General features: G+C 39.0%; 16 protein-coding genes and 1 pseudogene. 5 read left to right on the forward strand and 12 right to left on the reverse strand.

The genetic code is table 11. The features are described 5' to 3' along the window. The 3 genes from AC1UFB_RS11840 to AC1UFB_RS11850 form a co-directional block, all read right to left on the reverse strand. On the reverse strand, nucleotides 1-558 hold a 558-nt coding region (locus AC1UFB_RS11840; protein ID WP_482589304.1), incomplete at its 3' end, for a 3-oxoacid CoA-transferase subunit B. 17 nt (nucleotides 559-575) lie between these two features. Continuing rightward, nucleotides 576-1,265 (reverse strand): CoA transferase subunit A, encoded by a 690-nt coding sequence (locus AC1UFB_RS11845; RefSeq protein ID WP_025909798.1) that lies wholly within the window; start codon nucleotides 1,263-1,265, stop codon nucleotides 576-578. A 233-nt stretch (nucleotides 1,266-1,498) separates the two neighbouring features. Further along, a complete protein-coding gene (locus tag AC1UFB_RS11850; protein WP_328100970.1) occupies nucleotides 1,499-2,686 on the reverse strand; it encodes an acetyl-CoA C-acetyltransferase in 1,188 nt (395 codons plus the stop codon). Nucleotides 2,687-2,862: 176 nt separating this feature from the next. Here AC1UFB_RS11850 and AC1UFB_RS11855 point away from each other — a divergent pair, with 176 nt between their 5' ends. Beyond that, nucleotides 2,863-3,774 (forward strand): hydroxymethylglutaryl-CoA lyase, encoded by a 912-nt coding sequence (locus tag AC1UFB_RS11855; RefSeq protein ID WP_061784738.1) that lies wholly within the window; start codon nucleotides 2,863-2,865, stop codon nucleotides 3,772-3,774. A 24-nt stretch (nucleotides 3,775-3,798) separates the two neighbouring features. Here AC1UFB_RS11855 and AC1UFB_RS11860 read toward each other — a convergent pair whose 3' ends face one another. Then, nucleotides 3,799-4,137: an iron-sulfur cluster biosynthesis family protein gene (locus tag AC1UFB_RS11860; protein ID WP_061784739.1), complete on the reverse strand. Its 339-nt coding sequence runs from the start codon at nucleotides 4,135-4,137 to the stop codon at nucleotides 3,799-3,801. Between the two features lie 169 nt (nucleotides 4,138-4,306). Here AC1UFB_RS11860 and AC1UFB_RS11865 point away from each other — a divergent pair, with 169 nt between their 5' ends. Further along, nucleotides 4,307-4,495 carry a CDGSH iron-sulfur domain-containing protein gene (locus AC1UFB_RS11865; RefSeq protein WP_175384181.1) on the forward strand — a complete coding sequence of 63 codons (189 nt, stop codon included), beginning with the start codon at nucleotides 4,307-4,309 and terminating at the stop codon, nucleotides 4,493-4,495. Nucleotides 4,496-4,504: 9 nt separating this feature from the next. Continuing rightward, nucleotides 4,505-4,902 (forward strand): annotated as a pseudogene (locus AC1UFB_RS11870) (SDR family oxidoreductase); the annotation flags it as partial. 25 nt (nucleotides 4,903-4,927) lie between these two features. Here AC1UFB_RS11870 and AC1UFB_RS11875 read toward each other — a convergent pair. Next, nucleotides 4,928-5,719: an SDR family NAD(P)-dependent oxidoreductase gene (locus tag AC1UFB_RS11875; RefSeq protein WP_482589307.1), complete on the reverse strand. Its 792-nt coding sequence runs from the start codon at nucleotides 5,717-5,719 to the stop codon at nucleotides 4,928-4,930. Nucleotides 5,720-5,785: 66 nt separating this feature from the next. Next, on the reverse strand, nucleotides 5,786-6,739 hold the full coding sequence (locus AC1UFB_RS11880) for an MBL fold metallo-hydrolase (RefSeq protein WP_328100971.1): 954 nt from the start codon (nucleotides 6,737-6,739) through the stop codon (nucleotides 5,786-5,788). Between the two features lie 252 nt (nucleotides 6,740-6,991). On the opposite strand from AC1UFB_RS11880, the gene proI reads away from it, so the two are divergent. Then, nucleotides 6,992-7,846, forward strand: a complete 855-nt coding sequence (gene proI, locus AC1UFB_RS11885) for a pyrroline-5-carboxylate reductase ProI (RefSeq protein WP_061784743.1) — start codon at nucleotides 6,992-6,994, stop codon at nucleotides 7,844-7,846. A gap of 43 nt (nucleotides 7,847-7,889) precedes the next feature. Here proI and AC1UFB_RS11890 read toward each other — a convergent pair whose 3' ends face one another. Beyond that, on the reverse strand, nucleotides 7,890-8,051 hold the full coding sequence (locus AC1UFB_RS11890; protein WP_482589310.1) for a hypothetical protein: 162 nt from the start codon (nucleotides 8,049-8,051) through the stop codon (nucleotides 7,890-7,892). A gap of 218 nt (nucleotides 8,052-8,269) precedes the next feature. On the opposite strand from AC1UFB_RS11890, the gene namA reads away from it, so the two are divergent. Beyond that, a complete protein-coding gene (namA, locus tag AC1UFB_RS11895) occupies nucleotides 8,270-9,286 on the forward strand; it encodes an NADPH dehydrogenase NamA (protein WP_025909790.1) in 1,017 nt (338 codons plus the stop codon). Nucleotides 9,287-9,316: 30 nt separating this feature from the next. On the opposite strand, the gene rnz is transcribed toward namA, so the two are convergent. The 5 genes from rnz to AC1UFB_RS11920 form a co-directional block, all read right to left on the reverse strand. After that, entirely contained in the window at nucleotides 9,317-10,234 is a 918-nt protein-coding gene (gene rnz / locus AC1UFB_RS11900; RefSeq protein ID WP_061786533.1) for a ribonuclease Z, read from the reverse strand. Between the two features lie 80 nt (nucleotides 10,235-10,314). Beyond that, entirely contained in the window at nucleotides 10,315-11,685 is a 1,371-nt protein-coding gene (locus AC1UFB_RS11905) for an aspartate aminotransferase family protein (protein WP_328101812.1), read from the reverse strand. An 87-nt stretch (nucleotides 11,686-11,772) separates the two neighbouring features. Further along, complete coding sequence (locus AC1UFB_RS11910) at nucleotides 11,773-13,242, reverse strand: CoA-acylating methylmalonate-semialdehyde dehydrogenase (protein WP_025909787.1); 1,470 nt, start codon at nucleotides 13,240-13,242, stop codon at nucleotides 11,773-11,775. A 151-nt stretch (nucleotides 13,243-13,393) separates the two neighbouring features. After that, complete coding sequence (locus AC1UFB_RS11915; RefSeq protein ID WP_412177906.1) at nucleotides 13,394-15,031, reverse strand: PucR family transcriptional regulator; 1,638 nt, start codon at nucleotides 15,029-15,031, stop codon at nucleotides 13,394-13,396. 141 nt (nucleotides 15,032-15,172) lie between these two features. Then, the gene (locus AC1UFB_RS11920) at nucleotides 15,173-15,370 is read right to left on the reverse strand and encodes a hypothetical protein (RefSeq protein ID WP_025909785.1); all 198 of its coding nucleotides are present in this window, start codon (nucleotides 15,368-15,370) and stop codon (nucleotides 15,173-15,175) included. Nucleotides 15,371-15,536 lie beyond the last annotated feature (166 nt).

Here is a 15,536-nt window from a genome sequence, read left to right on the forward strand (position 1 = left end):
ATCAGTTACATCAATAACAGCACGATCTGTAATAATGCGGTTTACAACACCTTGACCTGTTAAAGGGAGTGTGCATTCTTTTAAAATCTTTGGTTCACCTTTTCTTGTCACATGTTCCATGATAACGATAATGCGCTGAGCTCCGTGGACAAGGTCCATAGCTCCACCCATACCTTTAATCATCTTTCCTGGAATCATCCAGTTTGCTAAATCACCGGTCTCCGAAACTTCCATACCACCTAAAATCGCTATGTTAATATGGCCACCACGAATCATTCCAAACGACTCAGCGCTATCGAAATACGCTGCTCCATCGATAGCTGTTACGGTTTCTTTACCGGCATTAATTAAATCTGGATCGACGTCTCCTTCTTTTGGATAAGGTCCAATACCTAACAATCCATTTTCCGACTGAAGTACCACCGTTTTATTGTCTGAAATATAATTTGCAACAAGTGTTGGAATACCAATACCTAAGTTTACATAAAAGCCATCCTGAATTTCTTTTTCTGCTCGCTTTGCAATTCGCTCTCTTACATTTACACCATTTTCAATCATCATAACCGCTCCTCTCGTTATTTTTGAACCGTTAAGCGTTCAATACGTTTTTGCTGCTCGCCAACAATTAAAGACTGAACATAAACACTCGGTGTATGAATCATATTTGGATTTAATTTACCTGTTTCGTGAAGCTCTTCTACTTCAGCAATTGTCACTTTACCTGCAGCTGCAATCATCGGACTAAAATTGCGAGCTGTTTTATTGTATATAAGGTTTCCCATGTAATCAGCTTTCCAAGCTCTTACTAAGCTGACATCTGCCACCAATGCTTCTTCTAATAAATACTCTTTGCCGTCAAATGTTCTTGTTTCTTTTCCCATCGCAATTGGTGTGCCAACTCCTGCTGGTGTATAAAAAGCTGGAATCCCTGCTCCGCCAGCACGAATCTTTTCTGCAAGCGTCCCTTGTGGTAAAAGCTCTACGTCAATCTCTCCTGATAGAACTTGACGCTCAAATTCTTTATTTTCACCGACATAGGAACCTATCATCTTTTTAATTTGCTTATTTTTTAATAATAATCCTAGTCCCCACTCATCAACTCCACAGTTATTGGAGATAACCGTTAAGTCTTTTACTCCCGTTTCGACTAACGCTAAAATGAGATTTTCCGGAATACCACAAAGACCAAATCCTCCAACCATAATTGTTGAACCATCTTTTACTGGCTTAACTGCTTCAATAAATGATGTATGTACCGGTTTCATACATAACCCACCCCTTCGATTTTTTGAAAACGCTTACTATTTTATTATAGAATATTTAGAACTTTTTTAAAATATATAACTAGCAATTATAAGTAATTATTTTTTCGTTCGAAAAAGTTATAGGTGTTTTGCTATACTATATGCCTACTTTTTAAGAACGTTCACTTCATTTGAGAATATATGGCATAAAAAAAAACCATGAATGCTAAAATAGCTTCATGGTTTTTTCAATATTATGGACGTTCTACTAATGTAGCAACCCCTTGTCCGCCACCAATGCATAACGTTGCAAGACCTAGCTTCGCTTCACGTTTTTGCATTTCATGAATAAGAGAAACTAACACGCGAGTTCCACTAGCTCCTATTGGATGACCTAGTGCGATTGCTCCACCATTAACATTTAATGTTTCTTGGTTAAATTTAAGCTCACGATCAACAGCAATTGACTGTGCTGCAAAAGCTTCGTTTGCTTCTACTAATTCAACATCTTCTAAAGATACCGCTGCCTTTTCCAATGCTTTTTTTACAGCGCTTACTGGGCCGATTCCCATAATGCTTGGGTCAACACCAGCACTTGCATTGGATTTAATTGTTACTAAAGGTGTTAAGCCTAGTTCGTCTGCTTTTTGACGGCTCATCACAACAACCGCTGCCGCACCATCATTAATACCAGAAGCATTTCCAGCTGTTACAGAACCATCCTTTTTAAATGCAGGACGTAACTTACCTAAGCTTTCTGCTGTTGTACCAGCACGTGGAAACTCATCGCGGTCAAAAATGGTTACTTGATCTTTGCGTCCTGGTACTTCTACCGGAACAATCTCATCTTGGAATCGTCCTGATTCGATTGCAGCCTCTGCTTTTTGCTGACTAGCAGCAGCAAAAGAGTCTTGTTCTTCACGCGTAATGCTATATTTATCACATAAATTTTCAGCTGTAATTCCCATATGATAATCGTTAAAAGCACACCATAGTCCATCTTGAATCATACTATCAACGACTTTTTGATCTCCCATTTTGAATCCATTGCGAGCATTCTTTAATAAATATGGCGCTTGGCTCATATTTTCCATTCCACCCGCTACGATAACTTCAGCATCACCAGCAAGGATTGCTTGAGTTGCAAGATGAACTGCCTTTAGTCCTGATCCACACACTTTATTGATTGTTAATGAAGAAACTGTTTCTGGTAAACCCGCTGCGAGAGCTGCTTGTCTAGCCGGGTTTTGACCTAATCCTGCTTGCAAGACGTTCCCCATAATTACTTCATCTACATCATTTGCTGCGATTCCTACTTTATTTAGTGCTTCTTTAATGACTACTCCACCTAAAGTTGGTGCAGAAACATTTTGTAAGCTTCCCCCAAAGCTGCCGATTGCCGTTCTAACAGCGCTTACAATGACCACTTCTGTTTGACTCATGTCGTTAACCTCTCCTTACTGTTTGATTACTGTCACATATATGCTTATTCGACAACCAACTTAATTTTCCTATTGTAATTTCGTTTATTTTGTAAAAATTTATAATTTTTATTGAATTTAAACTTCTATCCTTTAAAATAGGTAATTGAAAACGTTATCAAAAAAGGAGGAAAATTATGTCGTTACCTTCTAAAGCAACCATCATTGAAGTAGGTCCTCGAGATGGACTACAAAATGAAAAAAATTTTGTACCAACACATGTGAAAATCCAGTTTATTTCTTTATTAAAAGAAGCTGGCCTATCAGAGATTGAATTAACTTCTTTTGTCTCACCAAAATGGGTGCCTCAAATGAAGGATGCACAGCAAGTTATTCAAGCATTCTCATTACAGCAACCTACTAATAACCGCCATATTGTTCTCGTTCCAAATGAGCAAGGCCTGACTAAAGCACTTGAAGAAAATTGTCAATCTGTTGCTTTATTTATCGGCGTCAGCAACTCGTTTAACCAGCATAATATTAACAAAACAACCGCTGAAGCTCTTCACCAACAGCTACCTCTTATGGAGAAGCTTAAAGAACGTAATGCCTACGTTCGCACATGCATATCAACTTCATTTTACTGTCCATACGAAGGGAAAATTAATCCAGACAAAACCGTAGAGCTTTGCGCACACTTTGTAGAAGCGGGCGTAACCGAGCTCAGCATTGCAGATACAATCGGGATGGCTAACCCAAAAGACGTTTTTACTCTCTTTTCAGCATTGAAACGCGCATTTCCTACAGTCCTACTAAACGCACACTTTCACGACACAAGAGGAGTAGCTATGGCTAATATTTATGCTTGCCTTCAAGCTGGGGTTACCCGCTTTGACTCTTCAGCTGGCGGGATTGGTGGATGCCCTTTCGCTAAAGGGGCAACTGGTAATATTGCAACAGAAGACTTAATTTTTATGTTAGATGAAATGGGTGTTCAAACAAATGTGAATCGCGAAAAAATTCTGGAAGCTGTTTCCTATATTGAACCCTACCTTTCACATCCAGTTTCAAGTAAGCAATACCGTCTCTATCAATTAGCTAAACGATAAGAAAGTAAAAAAGCACGGTAGAATCTACCGCGCTTTTGCTGATTGGTCAATAAATGACATTCTTGGATTTAAAATTTGCGCTGGACTTTTTAGCATGAATGTTCCAGCAGCGTCACTATAATCAATTGTCATGTTATCATCCATAAACACTTGTTTTGTTTTCTCAATAAGAATGTCACCACCGTTTGTCGAAACAACAACGTCATCAAATTCTTTATCAGCAACAATCCAAAGTGATGTAACGCCGCTTACAACACAGCCACAGCCGTCCGTATCATATTTCAATTTTAAAAATAGAGATGAGCTTTGATCATATTTTTCAGCAACTTTTTCAAGAGCACGATTGGTAAATACAATGTTCATTCTATCGCTCCTTTTAAATAAATGTATAAACGATGCGAACATGTTTATATAATGAAGTATAATATACAATGCTCACTCCATAAACTATTACGCTCATTAGTATAGACAATGGATGAGCGCTTATCATACATAAGGAGGAATTAACTTGCCAAAAGTTCAAATCAAGGTAATGGATAACGGATCATTTCGAGTGACTGGTGATGTTGAATTAATTGATGCTGAAGGTAATAAGTATGAAACGAAACCCACGTTTTCACTATGTCGATGTGGCATGTCACAAAAGATGCCCTTTTGTGACGGAAATCATAAAGGTAAATTTGAGTCTTGCGTGCGTGCTAAAGCCGTATTAGACGAGTAATCTTTAAGCGGTTCAATTATTAATAACTCCTCTGTATCTGGACTAGCTGCAGATTTAGGTCAATCCGGATATAACGCTGCAAAAGGGGCAATTACAAATCTTACTCGAACAATGGCTATCGGTTATGCACGGGACGGTATTCCCGTTAATGTTATTGCACCAGGAACAATTGAACCCCCCTTCTTGACGGACTATCAGGAGCAGAAGAAGGAAAAAAGTTTAGAAAAGCCTACGAATGGGTTGATTCAATGGGACGTCTAGGAAAACCAGAAGAGGTAGCAGGCGCTGTACTTTTCTTGGCATCTGATGACAGTTCATATGTAACGGGAGATTGCATTACGGTTGATGGAGGTCACATGGCATACACACGGCCTGGTAAAATGCTTTATGACCCATCCTACAATAAGCTCGTGCCCATTGAGGGCACTGAGCTTATTTTTTGTAAAACGCATTTCCTGCTAGTTTTTCAACTAACCATGGAGCAACCTGATAAATTGTAGAGCCAATGCCCATCCACTTTGGCAAGTTAATCTCTCGCTTGTTGGTCCCGATAGATTCAACGACTTTTCTAGCAACATCTACTGGGTCAAGCATCATATTTTTCATGCTCTTTTCGTAAGAACCTGTTTGATCGGCAATGGTAAAAAAGTTGGTTTGAATTGGACCTGGATTAACTGCAGTCACTCGCACGTTAGTCCTAGCAATTTCTAGGCGTAATCCATTTGTAAACCCTAATACGGCATGCTTTGAAGCAGCATACCCACTGGATTTAGGCGTAGCTAGCTTACCTGCTTGAGAAGCAATATTAATAATATGACCTTCATTTCTTTCTAACATAGCTGGTAATACTGATTTCGTACACGCAATTAATCCCAGGACGTTTACTTGAAACATGGACAAAATCGTATCCATTGAAGCTTCCGTTACTTCCTCAAATACCCCAAAACCAGCATTGTTAATTAGCACATCAATTTTATAAACATCTTCAAGAATTTGATTCATAACCGTTTGAACGTCACTTAGATTAGCAACGTCTAATCGATATGTACGGCAAGTAACTCCATACTTCTCACTGATTTGTTCTGATACTTCTTGAAGGCGGATTTCATTTCTAGCAACAAGGATTGGATTAGCACCTCTTTTAGCTACTTCACAGCTAATCATTTTTCCTAATCCACCGGATGCACCCGTAATTAAAATATGCTTTCCTTTAAGATTATTCATTCTTACACCTCAATTATACAAACTCAGTGCTTTTAATCTTATCTTTCTACACTTAAAAAAACAAGATTAATGAGTGTGATAAATAAAACGATCACTTTCATATTGACAACTAATTTGGCGGAGGCTTTCAAGGTAGTCTAATTGCCCTACCGTTTCAGACATCGTCAACCCTAATTCTTTTTCATACACGGATGGAAACAGGAATTTACAAACATCAAATGCAGACATCGGCTTGTTCTTTAAAAGTTGATATACTTTTTCAGCACGCTCTCTTTGCTTAGTTAGTCGTTCTGATACAAGTTTACTCACTTCTTTCACTTCATCTCCATGGCCTGTGTAGATACATGAAATAGGTAATTCAGAAAGACGACGAAGAGATGTATTATACTGAAGCATTGACTTTTTTCGTTTCTCACCTTCATGATACGGAGGCTCAATAAGCGGGTTAGATGAAATATGTTTAAGTAATACGTCTCCACCAATTAAGGTTTCGCTTTGCTGGTGATATAAGGCAATATGACTTTGAGCATGTCCAGGCACTTCAATAATACCCCAATCTTCCAAGCCTTTTATTACACTACCTTCTTGAACTTGATTGTTTAGTGATCTTTCACAAGAATATTTCATTGAATGACGTAATCCTTTTAGATATTTTCGAAATCGTTCATCTACGCCTAACTGCGTAAAGAACTCTGTGAAAAATCGGTCATACTGGTCAAAGAAATTCGGATCTTTCGAAATCCACGGCTCGTTTCTCCAATGTCCGATTACCGGTGTATCTGGTGAAAAATAATCAAGCATACCTACATGGTCCGGATGATGGTGTGTCAGTAACACTTGATCGATATCCTCTACATGTAAGCCAATTTCATTTAGCTGTTTCGCAAAAGAATTCCAAGCCTCTTCTGTCTTCACCCCTGCATCAATTAAAGTAATGGACTCTCCTTTTAGTACATATACATTTACATCTCCAACTGCAAACGGTGTTGGCAATGTGAACTTGTGAATTTGTTCCTTCATAACGTTGTCCCCTTCTAAGTAATGACGTTTTCTTTAAGTGTACACGATTCCAATATACATTCATACAATATGCTTTCTTTTCTGAAAATTAGATTGACAGCTATCATTTTCTCAGTGCATAATTACAACAATATGCTTATAAAATCCACTCACAGAAGACAGCTTATATGTATTAAATACAACGACTTCATACAGAACAAAAAGTATTTTCATTCATTAATAGGTATATATAAAAAGGAGGTTCATCCCTTGATGAAACAACCATTAAATATTGCTTTTATCGGCGCTGGATCAATGGCCGAAGCCATGATTTCAGGGCTAATTAGTACAAACAAATTTAAGCCCGGACAAATTCACGTTACAAATTACAGCAACGACGCACGACTTCATGAATTACGTAATCAATATAAAATTAATATTACTCGAAACATTCCTTTAATCATTCAAAAAAGCGACGTAATTGTATTAGCAGTCAAACCAAAAGACGTTGTGGAAAGCATTGAAAACATTAAGCCTTATATCCATAAGAGCCACCTTATCATTTCTGTCCTTGCAGGAGTTTCAACAAGTAGCATCTTATCTTTATTTCAACACAAAGTACCTGTTGTTCGAGCAATGCCAAATACTTCCGCTTCAATCGGTTTATCTGCAACGGCCATTTCCAAAGGGGAGCATGCTAACGACGAGCATATAAAATTAGCTGAAACTCTCTTCCATACAGTTGGAACGGTTACAGTTGTTCCCGAAGCACAACTTCATGCTGTTACAGGCTTATCAGGTAGTGGACCCGCATATGTTTATTATTTGGTAGAAGCGATGCAAAAAGCTGCTCTACATCAAGGCCTTGAGTCAGACGTAGCGACAGACTTAATTACACAAACACTAATTGGTGCAGCTCAGATGCTCAGAACATCACCAAAAAGTCCTACCACGTTACGAAAAGAAGTTACCAGTCCAGGAGGAACGACAGAAGCAGGGCTAGAACAACTGACTGACTACGAATTTCAAGAAGCGCTTATCCAATGTATTGACAAAGCTACACTTCGCTCAAAAGAATTAGGTGAAGCTATTGATGAAAAAATGATGAGCAGTCGTACATCACATTAAGAGTTTGGGACATAACAAAATGATGGCTTCTAAAAGACGAACACTAGCTGTTCCCATCTCTTTGGTTTGTCTGAACACGTTCGTTCCATTGCGCTACGGCCACTCGCTTTCCGCGGGGAGGAACCTGAGCTTCCTCGCTGCGCTGCGGGATCTCAGTTTTCCCTCTCTTTCCCGCAGGAGTCGAGTATCCTACGCTCCATTCCACCCTGTTTCCAACATTGTTTTCACAATCAACCAAAAAACCTGAACGATTAAAAGTTATGAACTCTCAATCGTTCAGGTATATCATTGGCTGAATTACTTATGTCTCAGTCTCTTTTACTAACTCTCCATGAAACAGTAAAGCATATAAAGTGAAATTTACTAAACCTCAGTGCTATAATGCATTTTGTTAGCAACTCGAAATAATGGAGGGATATGAAAGTGACTGCTGAATTGTTTACACCTTATCAAGTGAAAGATGTAAAGTTGAAAAATAGAATTGTAATGTCGCCCATGTGCATGTATTCATGTGAAGAGGAAGATGGCATCGTAACAGATTGGCATCTGGCTCACTATACATCACGTGCTGTTGGCCAAGTTGGCTTAATCATGATTGAAGCGACTGCGGTAACACCTGAAGGACGTATTACATCACGTGATTTAGGGATTTGGAATGACGAACATGTTGAAGGGTTACAAAAGCTTGTTAATCAAGTGAAAGCACACGGTAGTAAAACCGCTATTCAACTTGCACACGCAGGCCGTAAAGCGACGGTAGATGGAACGATTTACGCTCCTTCTGCTATTGCATTTGATGATGAAAGTAAAACACCTGCTGAAATGACAAAAGAAGATATTGAGAGAACAATTGAAGCCTTTAAAGAAGGTGCAAAACGCTCAAAACAAGCTGGTTTTGATATTATTGAAATTCACGGGGCACATGGATATTTAATTCACCAATTCTTATCTCCATTAAGCAATAAGCGCACGGATGAATACGGTGGGTCTGCTGAAAACCGCTATCGCTTCTTACAACAAACGATTAACAGTGTAAAAGAGGTATGGGACGGTCCTTTATTTGTTCGTGTTTCTGCAACTGACTACGCTGAAGGCGGATTAACTATCGATGACCATGTTACATTCGCTAAATGGATGAAAGAACAAGGTGTTGACCTAATCGATGTAAGCTCAGGGGCACTTGTGCATGCTAAAATTAACGTCTACCCTGGCTATCAGGTACCGTTTGCAGAAAAAATCAAGCACGAAGCAAACATTGATACAGGGGCTGTTGGTTTAATTACGAGCGGTCTTCAAGCGGAAGAGATTCTTCAAAGTAAACGTGCTGACCTCATATTCGTCGCGAGAGAACTACTGCGCGATCCGTATTGGCCACGCACAGCCGCCAAAGAGTTAAACACAACCATTGAAGCACCTGTTCAATATGAACGAGGTTGGTAAAAAAGTGAGGGCCTTTAGGGCTCCTCACTTTTATTCAATAGGAAAACTCACTAGGTCAGACGCAACCAGAGTATGTTTAAATTCCTTCATCGCCCCCTCTGCTAACTGCTTGACTGCTTCTCCTTGATATCTAGCACTTATATGAGTAAGAATTAGCTGCTGCACATTCGCTTGCCTAGCTACTTGTGCTGCTTGCTTGGCTGTAGAATGATAATAATCATAAGCCAGCTTTTCATCGCCCTCAGCAAATGTTGCTTCATGAACTAAAACGTTCGCATTCTCTGCAAGCATCGTGCTATTTTCACACATTCGCGTATCTCCTAAAATGGTTACGATTTTTCCTGGTTTGGATTCTCCAATGAATTCCGCTCCGTTAATTTCCCGCCCATCTTCTAGAAAAATAGTTTTGCCTTCTTTTAACTGCTTATAATGAGGTCCTGGTTGTACTCCAGCTTCTTTCAAACGTTCTACTTGTAGCGCACCCGGTAAGTCTTTTTCAACGATTCGATATCCGTATGACGTTACGCCATGCTCAAGCTTTGCACATTCTACTTTAAACGTATCATCTTCAAATATAACCCCTTCATTGACTTCAACAACTTGAAGCCGATACTTCAAGTGCGTTTGGCTAACTTCTAACGCGACTTTAATAAACTGCTCAATACCAGGGGGACCGTATACGGTAAGAGGTTCTTCGCCTCCTTGAAACGATCTGCTCCCCAACAAACCCGGAAGGCCATAAATATGGTCACCATGCAAGTGCGTAATAAAAATTTTCTCGATGCGACGAGGGCGAATGGAGGTATGTAAAATTTGGTGCTGAGTTGCTTCTCCGCAATCAAAAAGCCATACGGCACTTCGCTCTTGCAGAAGCTGTAAAGCAATTGAGGAAACGTTTCGTTGTTTAGCTGGTACTCCGGCACCCGTTCCTAAAAATAATAGTTCCATGTGCTTCTCCCTTTCTACTTAATTCAAACATTAATCCGAACAAAAAGCCTGTATGCACATTATACAGGCTTTTTACTTACCTATGCTACCCTAATTGTTTGAAGCGCCTCTGTTAATACAGAAATAAGAAGGTTTAAATCTTCTTTTGGAATCATGAGAGGCGGTGAAAGAGTGAGCACATTGTTATGCCCGGCTACTGTTGCGCCATTCTTCCCAATAATGACTCCTTTTTCTTTACACCTTGCAATTACTTGATTCACTAACTGTATATCCAGGGGAACTTTGGAAATTTGATCAGAAACAAGCTCGATTCCTACCAGCAGCCCTTTGCCACGAATGTCGCCTACATACGGGTGTCCTTTCAATTCTTCTTTTAACTCTTTCAATAAATAGGTTCCCATCGTTTTTGAACGATTATATAAGCCTTCACTCTCCATAATCTCTAGGTTTTTGAGTGCAAGTGCACAGGCAGCTGGACTTCCTCCAAATGTGTTTACATGTCGAAAATATTCATACTGATCGCTACCTTTAAATGCTTCATAAATTTCTCGCTTGACCGCTGTTGCCGATAAAGGTAAATAAGCACTTGTAATACCTTTTGCCATCGTAATAATATCCGGCTTCACGCCATAATTCATAAATCCAAACGCTTCCCCTGTGCGTCCAAATCCACATATAACTTCATCTACAATCAATAACGCCCCGTGCTTTTCGCAAACTTCTTTTACCCCTTGCATATAGTTATCTGGTGGAATTAAAATACCTCCCCCTGTAATAATTGGCTCCATTATGACCGCAGCAATTGTTTCACTAAGCTCCCACGTCATCGTGTCATCAATCGTCTTCACCGACTGAAGCAGCTCTTTTGGTGCATCTATTTTATCGACACCTCGGTAGCTATCAGGGGGTGGAACATGAAGAAAGCCAGTTGCTAAAGGTTCGTACTTGTATTTACGCTGAGCTTGCCCCGTAGCTGACAGTGCCCCCATCGAGTTTCCATGATACCCACGGTAACGTGAGATAATTTTATAGCGCCCATGTTCTCCTCGTTGCTGATGATACTGTCTCGCAATTTTAAATGCGGTCTCATTCGCTTCTGATCCGCTATTAGAAAAAAAGATAACATATTCATCTCCTAGCATTTCATTGAGCTTTTCAGCTAATTGAATCGCAGGAGGGTGACTTTGCGTTAATGGAAAATAAGCTAGTTCTTTGAGCTGTTCATAAGCTGCTTGGGCTAGCTCTTCTCTTCCATAGCCTATATTTACGCACCAAAGTCCCGCCATTGCGTCTAAAAATCGATTTCCATCCTCATCTGTTACCCAAGCGCCCTTCGCTTTTTCTACTACCATAGTAGCTTCAGGAGAATAAGGTTTCATTCCGTGCCATACGTATTGCTCATCCTTATTTTTTAAGCTTTTATTTTTTTCGCCACTGCTAGCTTGAACCATTGCATTCACTCCTTCTGATTTTAGTAATTATATGGATGAAGAGACTTCGACCAAAGCCGAAGTCTCTCTTTTCATCTAATAAATATGCTAAAAATCAAAGCGTGATGTTATCATCTTTTTACGCGTATAAAAGTTCAATCCGTCTTTTCCATTGACATGTAGATCTCCGTAAAAAGAGTCTTTCCAACCCGAGAACGGGAAGAAAGCCATAGTAGCAGGCACTCCTACGTTGACACCTAGCATACCAGCATCCGCTTCTTCTCTAAATTGACGGATTGCTTTTGCATCCTTTGTATAAATTGTTGCACCATTTCCAAACCGAGATTTTTCAATATATTCTAACGCTTCATCTAAATTTTCGGCTCGAAGCAAGCTTAAAACGGGTGCAAACAGCTCTTCTTTTGCAATGGTCATAGTGGGCGTTACGTGATCAAAAATCGTGGCACCAAGAAAATTCCCTTCCGAATAATCTTCCATTTCCTTACGACCGTCTCTAATTAAATGAGCACCTTCTTCTACCCCGGCTTCGATATAGCCAAGTACTTTATCTCGATGCTCTTTCCGAATAACGGGCGTTAAAAGCACTTCATCCTGTAACCCACTGCCCATAATTAATTCATCTGCTTTTTGCTTCAACTTCGCAACGAACTGTTCTTTAACACCGTCTACCACTACAACAGCACTGCATGCCATACAGCGCTGTCCAGCGCTACCAAAAGCAGAGCTTATAATGTGATTCACCGCTTTATCTATATCACAATCCGGCATAACAATATGATGATTTTTGGCACCAGATAAAGCCTGAACTCGCTTGCCTTGCGCTGCGGCTTGTTCATATACATACTTTGCAACTGGTTGAGAACCAACAAAAGACACTGCTTTAATATCCGCATGTTCAATGAGACCGTTGACCACATCGCGTGCACCATGCACAAGATTTAATACGCCCGATGGAGCTCCAGCTTCTGTGAACAATTCAGCAATCCGAGTAGCTAATAAAGGCGTGCGCTCTGATGGTTTTAATACAAATGTGTTTCCACAGACAATCGCTAGTGGGAACATCCAAAGTGAAACCATCATCGGAAAGTTAAACGGCGTAATTCCTCCCACAACCCCAACAGGATAACGATACATTTCTGAATCAATTTCTTCTGCAATATTACTAAGCGATTCACCCATAAGTAGCGTCGGTGCTCCGGCAGCAAATTCTACACATTCAATACCACGCTGGACTTCTCCATAAGCTTCTTTATAAGCCTTCCCATTCTCTTTTACTACGAGTCTTGCAAGCTCTTCATGATGTTCAATAAGCAATTGTTGAAACGCAAACATAAGCCTTGCCCGTTTCGGAGCTGGTACATGCTTCCATGCTTTAAACGCTTCTTTTGCATTTTTAACAGCATGGTCAACATCTTGTTTAGTTGAAAGAGGTACTTTTGCAAGCGTCTTTCCGGTTGAAGGATCAATCACATCTTGAAACTGATTGCTTGTTGAGGCAACCCACTTTCCACCTACATAGTTTCTTAATTGTTTGGTATCTTCATTCACGACTGACATCTAATTAGCCCCCTTTTAGCATACAATCTTACTTTTATTATCATGAATTCTTACTTCAGATTCATTAGACAGAATGTGAAATAGAAATTCTGTCTAGTTTCACATATTGGATAGTGAAATACGAAGTAGACCTAGTAAAATGAAAGAGAGCTCATGTAAGGGATGCTTTTTCTAGCTCATCAATAGCAGTAGTAGATGCGTTTAGTGCAAACAAATAGTCATAGGTCATGATCATAAATTCGATAGCCATTCTTTTTTCGTGAGCCATAAAATCAGAACCTAATAGCTTTTCCAGCTTTTCAATGCGATGATAAAGAGTCTGACGCACAATATATAAGCGCTTTGCCGTTTCTTGCTTTGATCCATTACATGCTAAATATACTTTTAGTGTTTCAAATAGCTTTGCATTAAATTTTCGATCATACTCGAGAACTGGCTGTAAATACTCCATCACCACTTCTTGTAATTCCCGCTGTTCATTGACTAACGAAATAATGCGGTACATGTGCAGGTCTTCATAAAAACAAATATGATTTTTCACTTGGTTGTGCAAAGTCATTTGAATGGAAACTGTTTTTCTAGCAGTTTCATAGCCTTTATAGATGTGATCTAAGCGTCTATTAAACTGTCCCACTCCTATCAGCTGCACCGCTAGTGATTTGTTGACTTCTTGCAAATCAACGTGGTTTATCCAACGGTTCAAACTTCTTTCTAATCTTTCCCTCCACGTAGTCACCTGACGTTTATTTAAAACAACCAGTACTAACTCTCTTTTCTTTTCTAAAATGAGAAGGTGAAAACCTTCTTGTTCAAAGATTGCTCGAATCGTCAATTTTAAGTACGTATGGTCTAGCTTGACATCTTGTATACATTGACAGCATATAACCGTTCCACCTTGGATTGGAAAGTCATGTAATACTTCTTGTAAACAATGTGTGATTTGAGATGAGGAAATTTCACCGTTTATCCACTGAACCATCCACTCTGTTTCTTGAACTCGCTTTTTTTCTTCAACATATAAGTCTCGTAAAAAATGCTGCGCTAGAGCTGTTGCTGTTCGATCAACCGTTAACATTTCAAGTTCCGTAAAAAAATCATTGGTTGAAAGAATATATAGCTCTGCATAGCTTTCGCCTAACAGTTGAATTGAATGGGTAAAAAAGCTACTTTGATTCTTTTTTTGTTTAGTAATATGATGCTGTAATAATTGTTGTTGGGGTAAGTCTAAACAGGCTGGAAAAAGCGTTACTTCACTATGTATACGAAGCCCGGCTAAAAGTCCGGTTGATTCGCAAAGACGCTGTAAAATATCTTTTGGATCGTTGACAGAAAGCAGCATTTGATTCAGCTGCTGAGAGTAATTTTCTAAATTGGAAATCATTAAATACTGCTGATTAACTAGTAGCGCATGCAAATCTTGCGTTATTTCAACAAACGGGACTTCTTCATGAAATAAAATAATGGGAAATTCGTGTTCATTTGCAAATTCAATAACGTTTTGAGGAATCTGAGAGGTATACGTACCAAGCTCGATACAGAGCCCCGAAGCTTGACATTCAATTAGCTGTTTCAAAAATGAAAGGCATAATTCATTATCTTCCTTCCACCCTACACCAGTTGAAAGAATTAATTCATTCCCTTTTAAAAGCTCATTCACGCGAGTCACTTCCATCACGTGAACCCATTTTACCCGATTTGTGAGACCGACTTTACCTGTGATTACTTCACAGCTGTTAAAATGCTTTCTTTTTAAAACCTCATTAATTGTCAAATAAGATTTCAAACTCACACCACCCTTAATCAGTCTATCTCTTTATATTAACTTAAGTTTTCTGAAAAATAAATCATTTTATCTCTTTATACTTTTTTAGAATATAACTCGCTGCTTACATGGAATTACTCAAAAAAAAGCTATAAATCATTATGCGATTTACAGCTTCTCAGCGGCTACTTGCAGTGTTTTAAAAAAACCATGCCTTTTTTTTGCTTGCTCTTTTATTCTCTGAATTTCCTGTTTATAGAAACGTAGGTCGTGAAGTGACACTGCATTAAGCATTTCCATCTTAAGCTTATCTATTACTTTTCTTTCCTCAACTGTCATCACATCTAAATCTTTCTCATTCATCATCTCTGTTTCACACCCTTATCATTTATAGGTATATTTACACTAGCGTCGCATAAATTTTAACTGAATTTTCTGTTTTATTATTTTTCCTTTTTTTCCTTTTTTTTTCTTTTATAAAGAAAAACGAATACTCTTGAACAGAGGTAGTAAACATCCATTTTTTTACTAT

The organism is Priestia sp. KCTC 13724 (assembly GCF_056820425.1).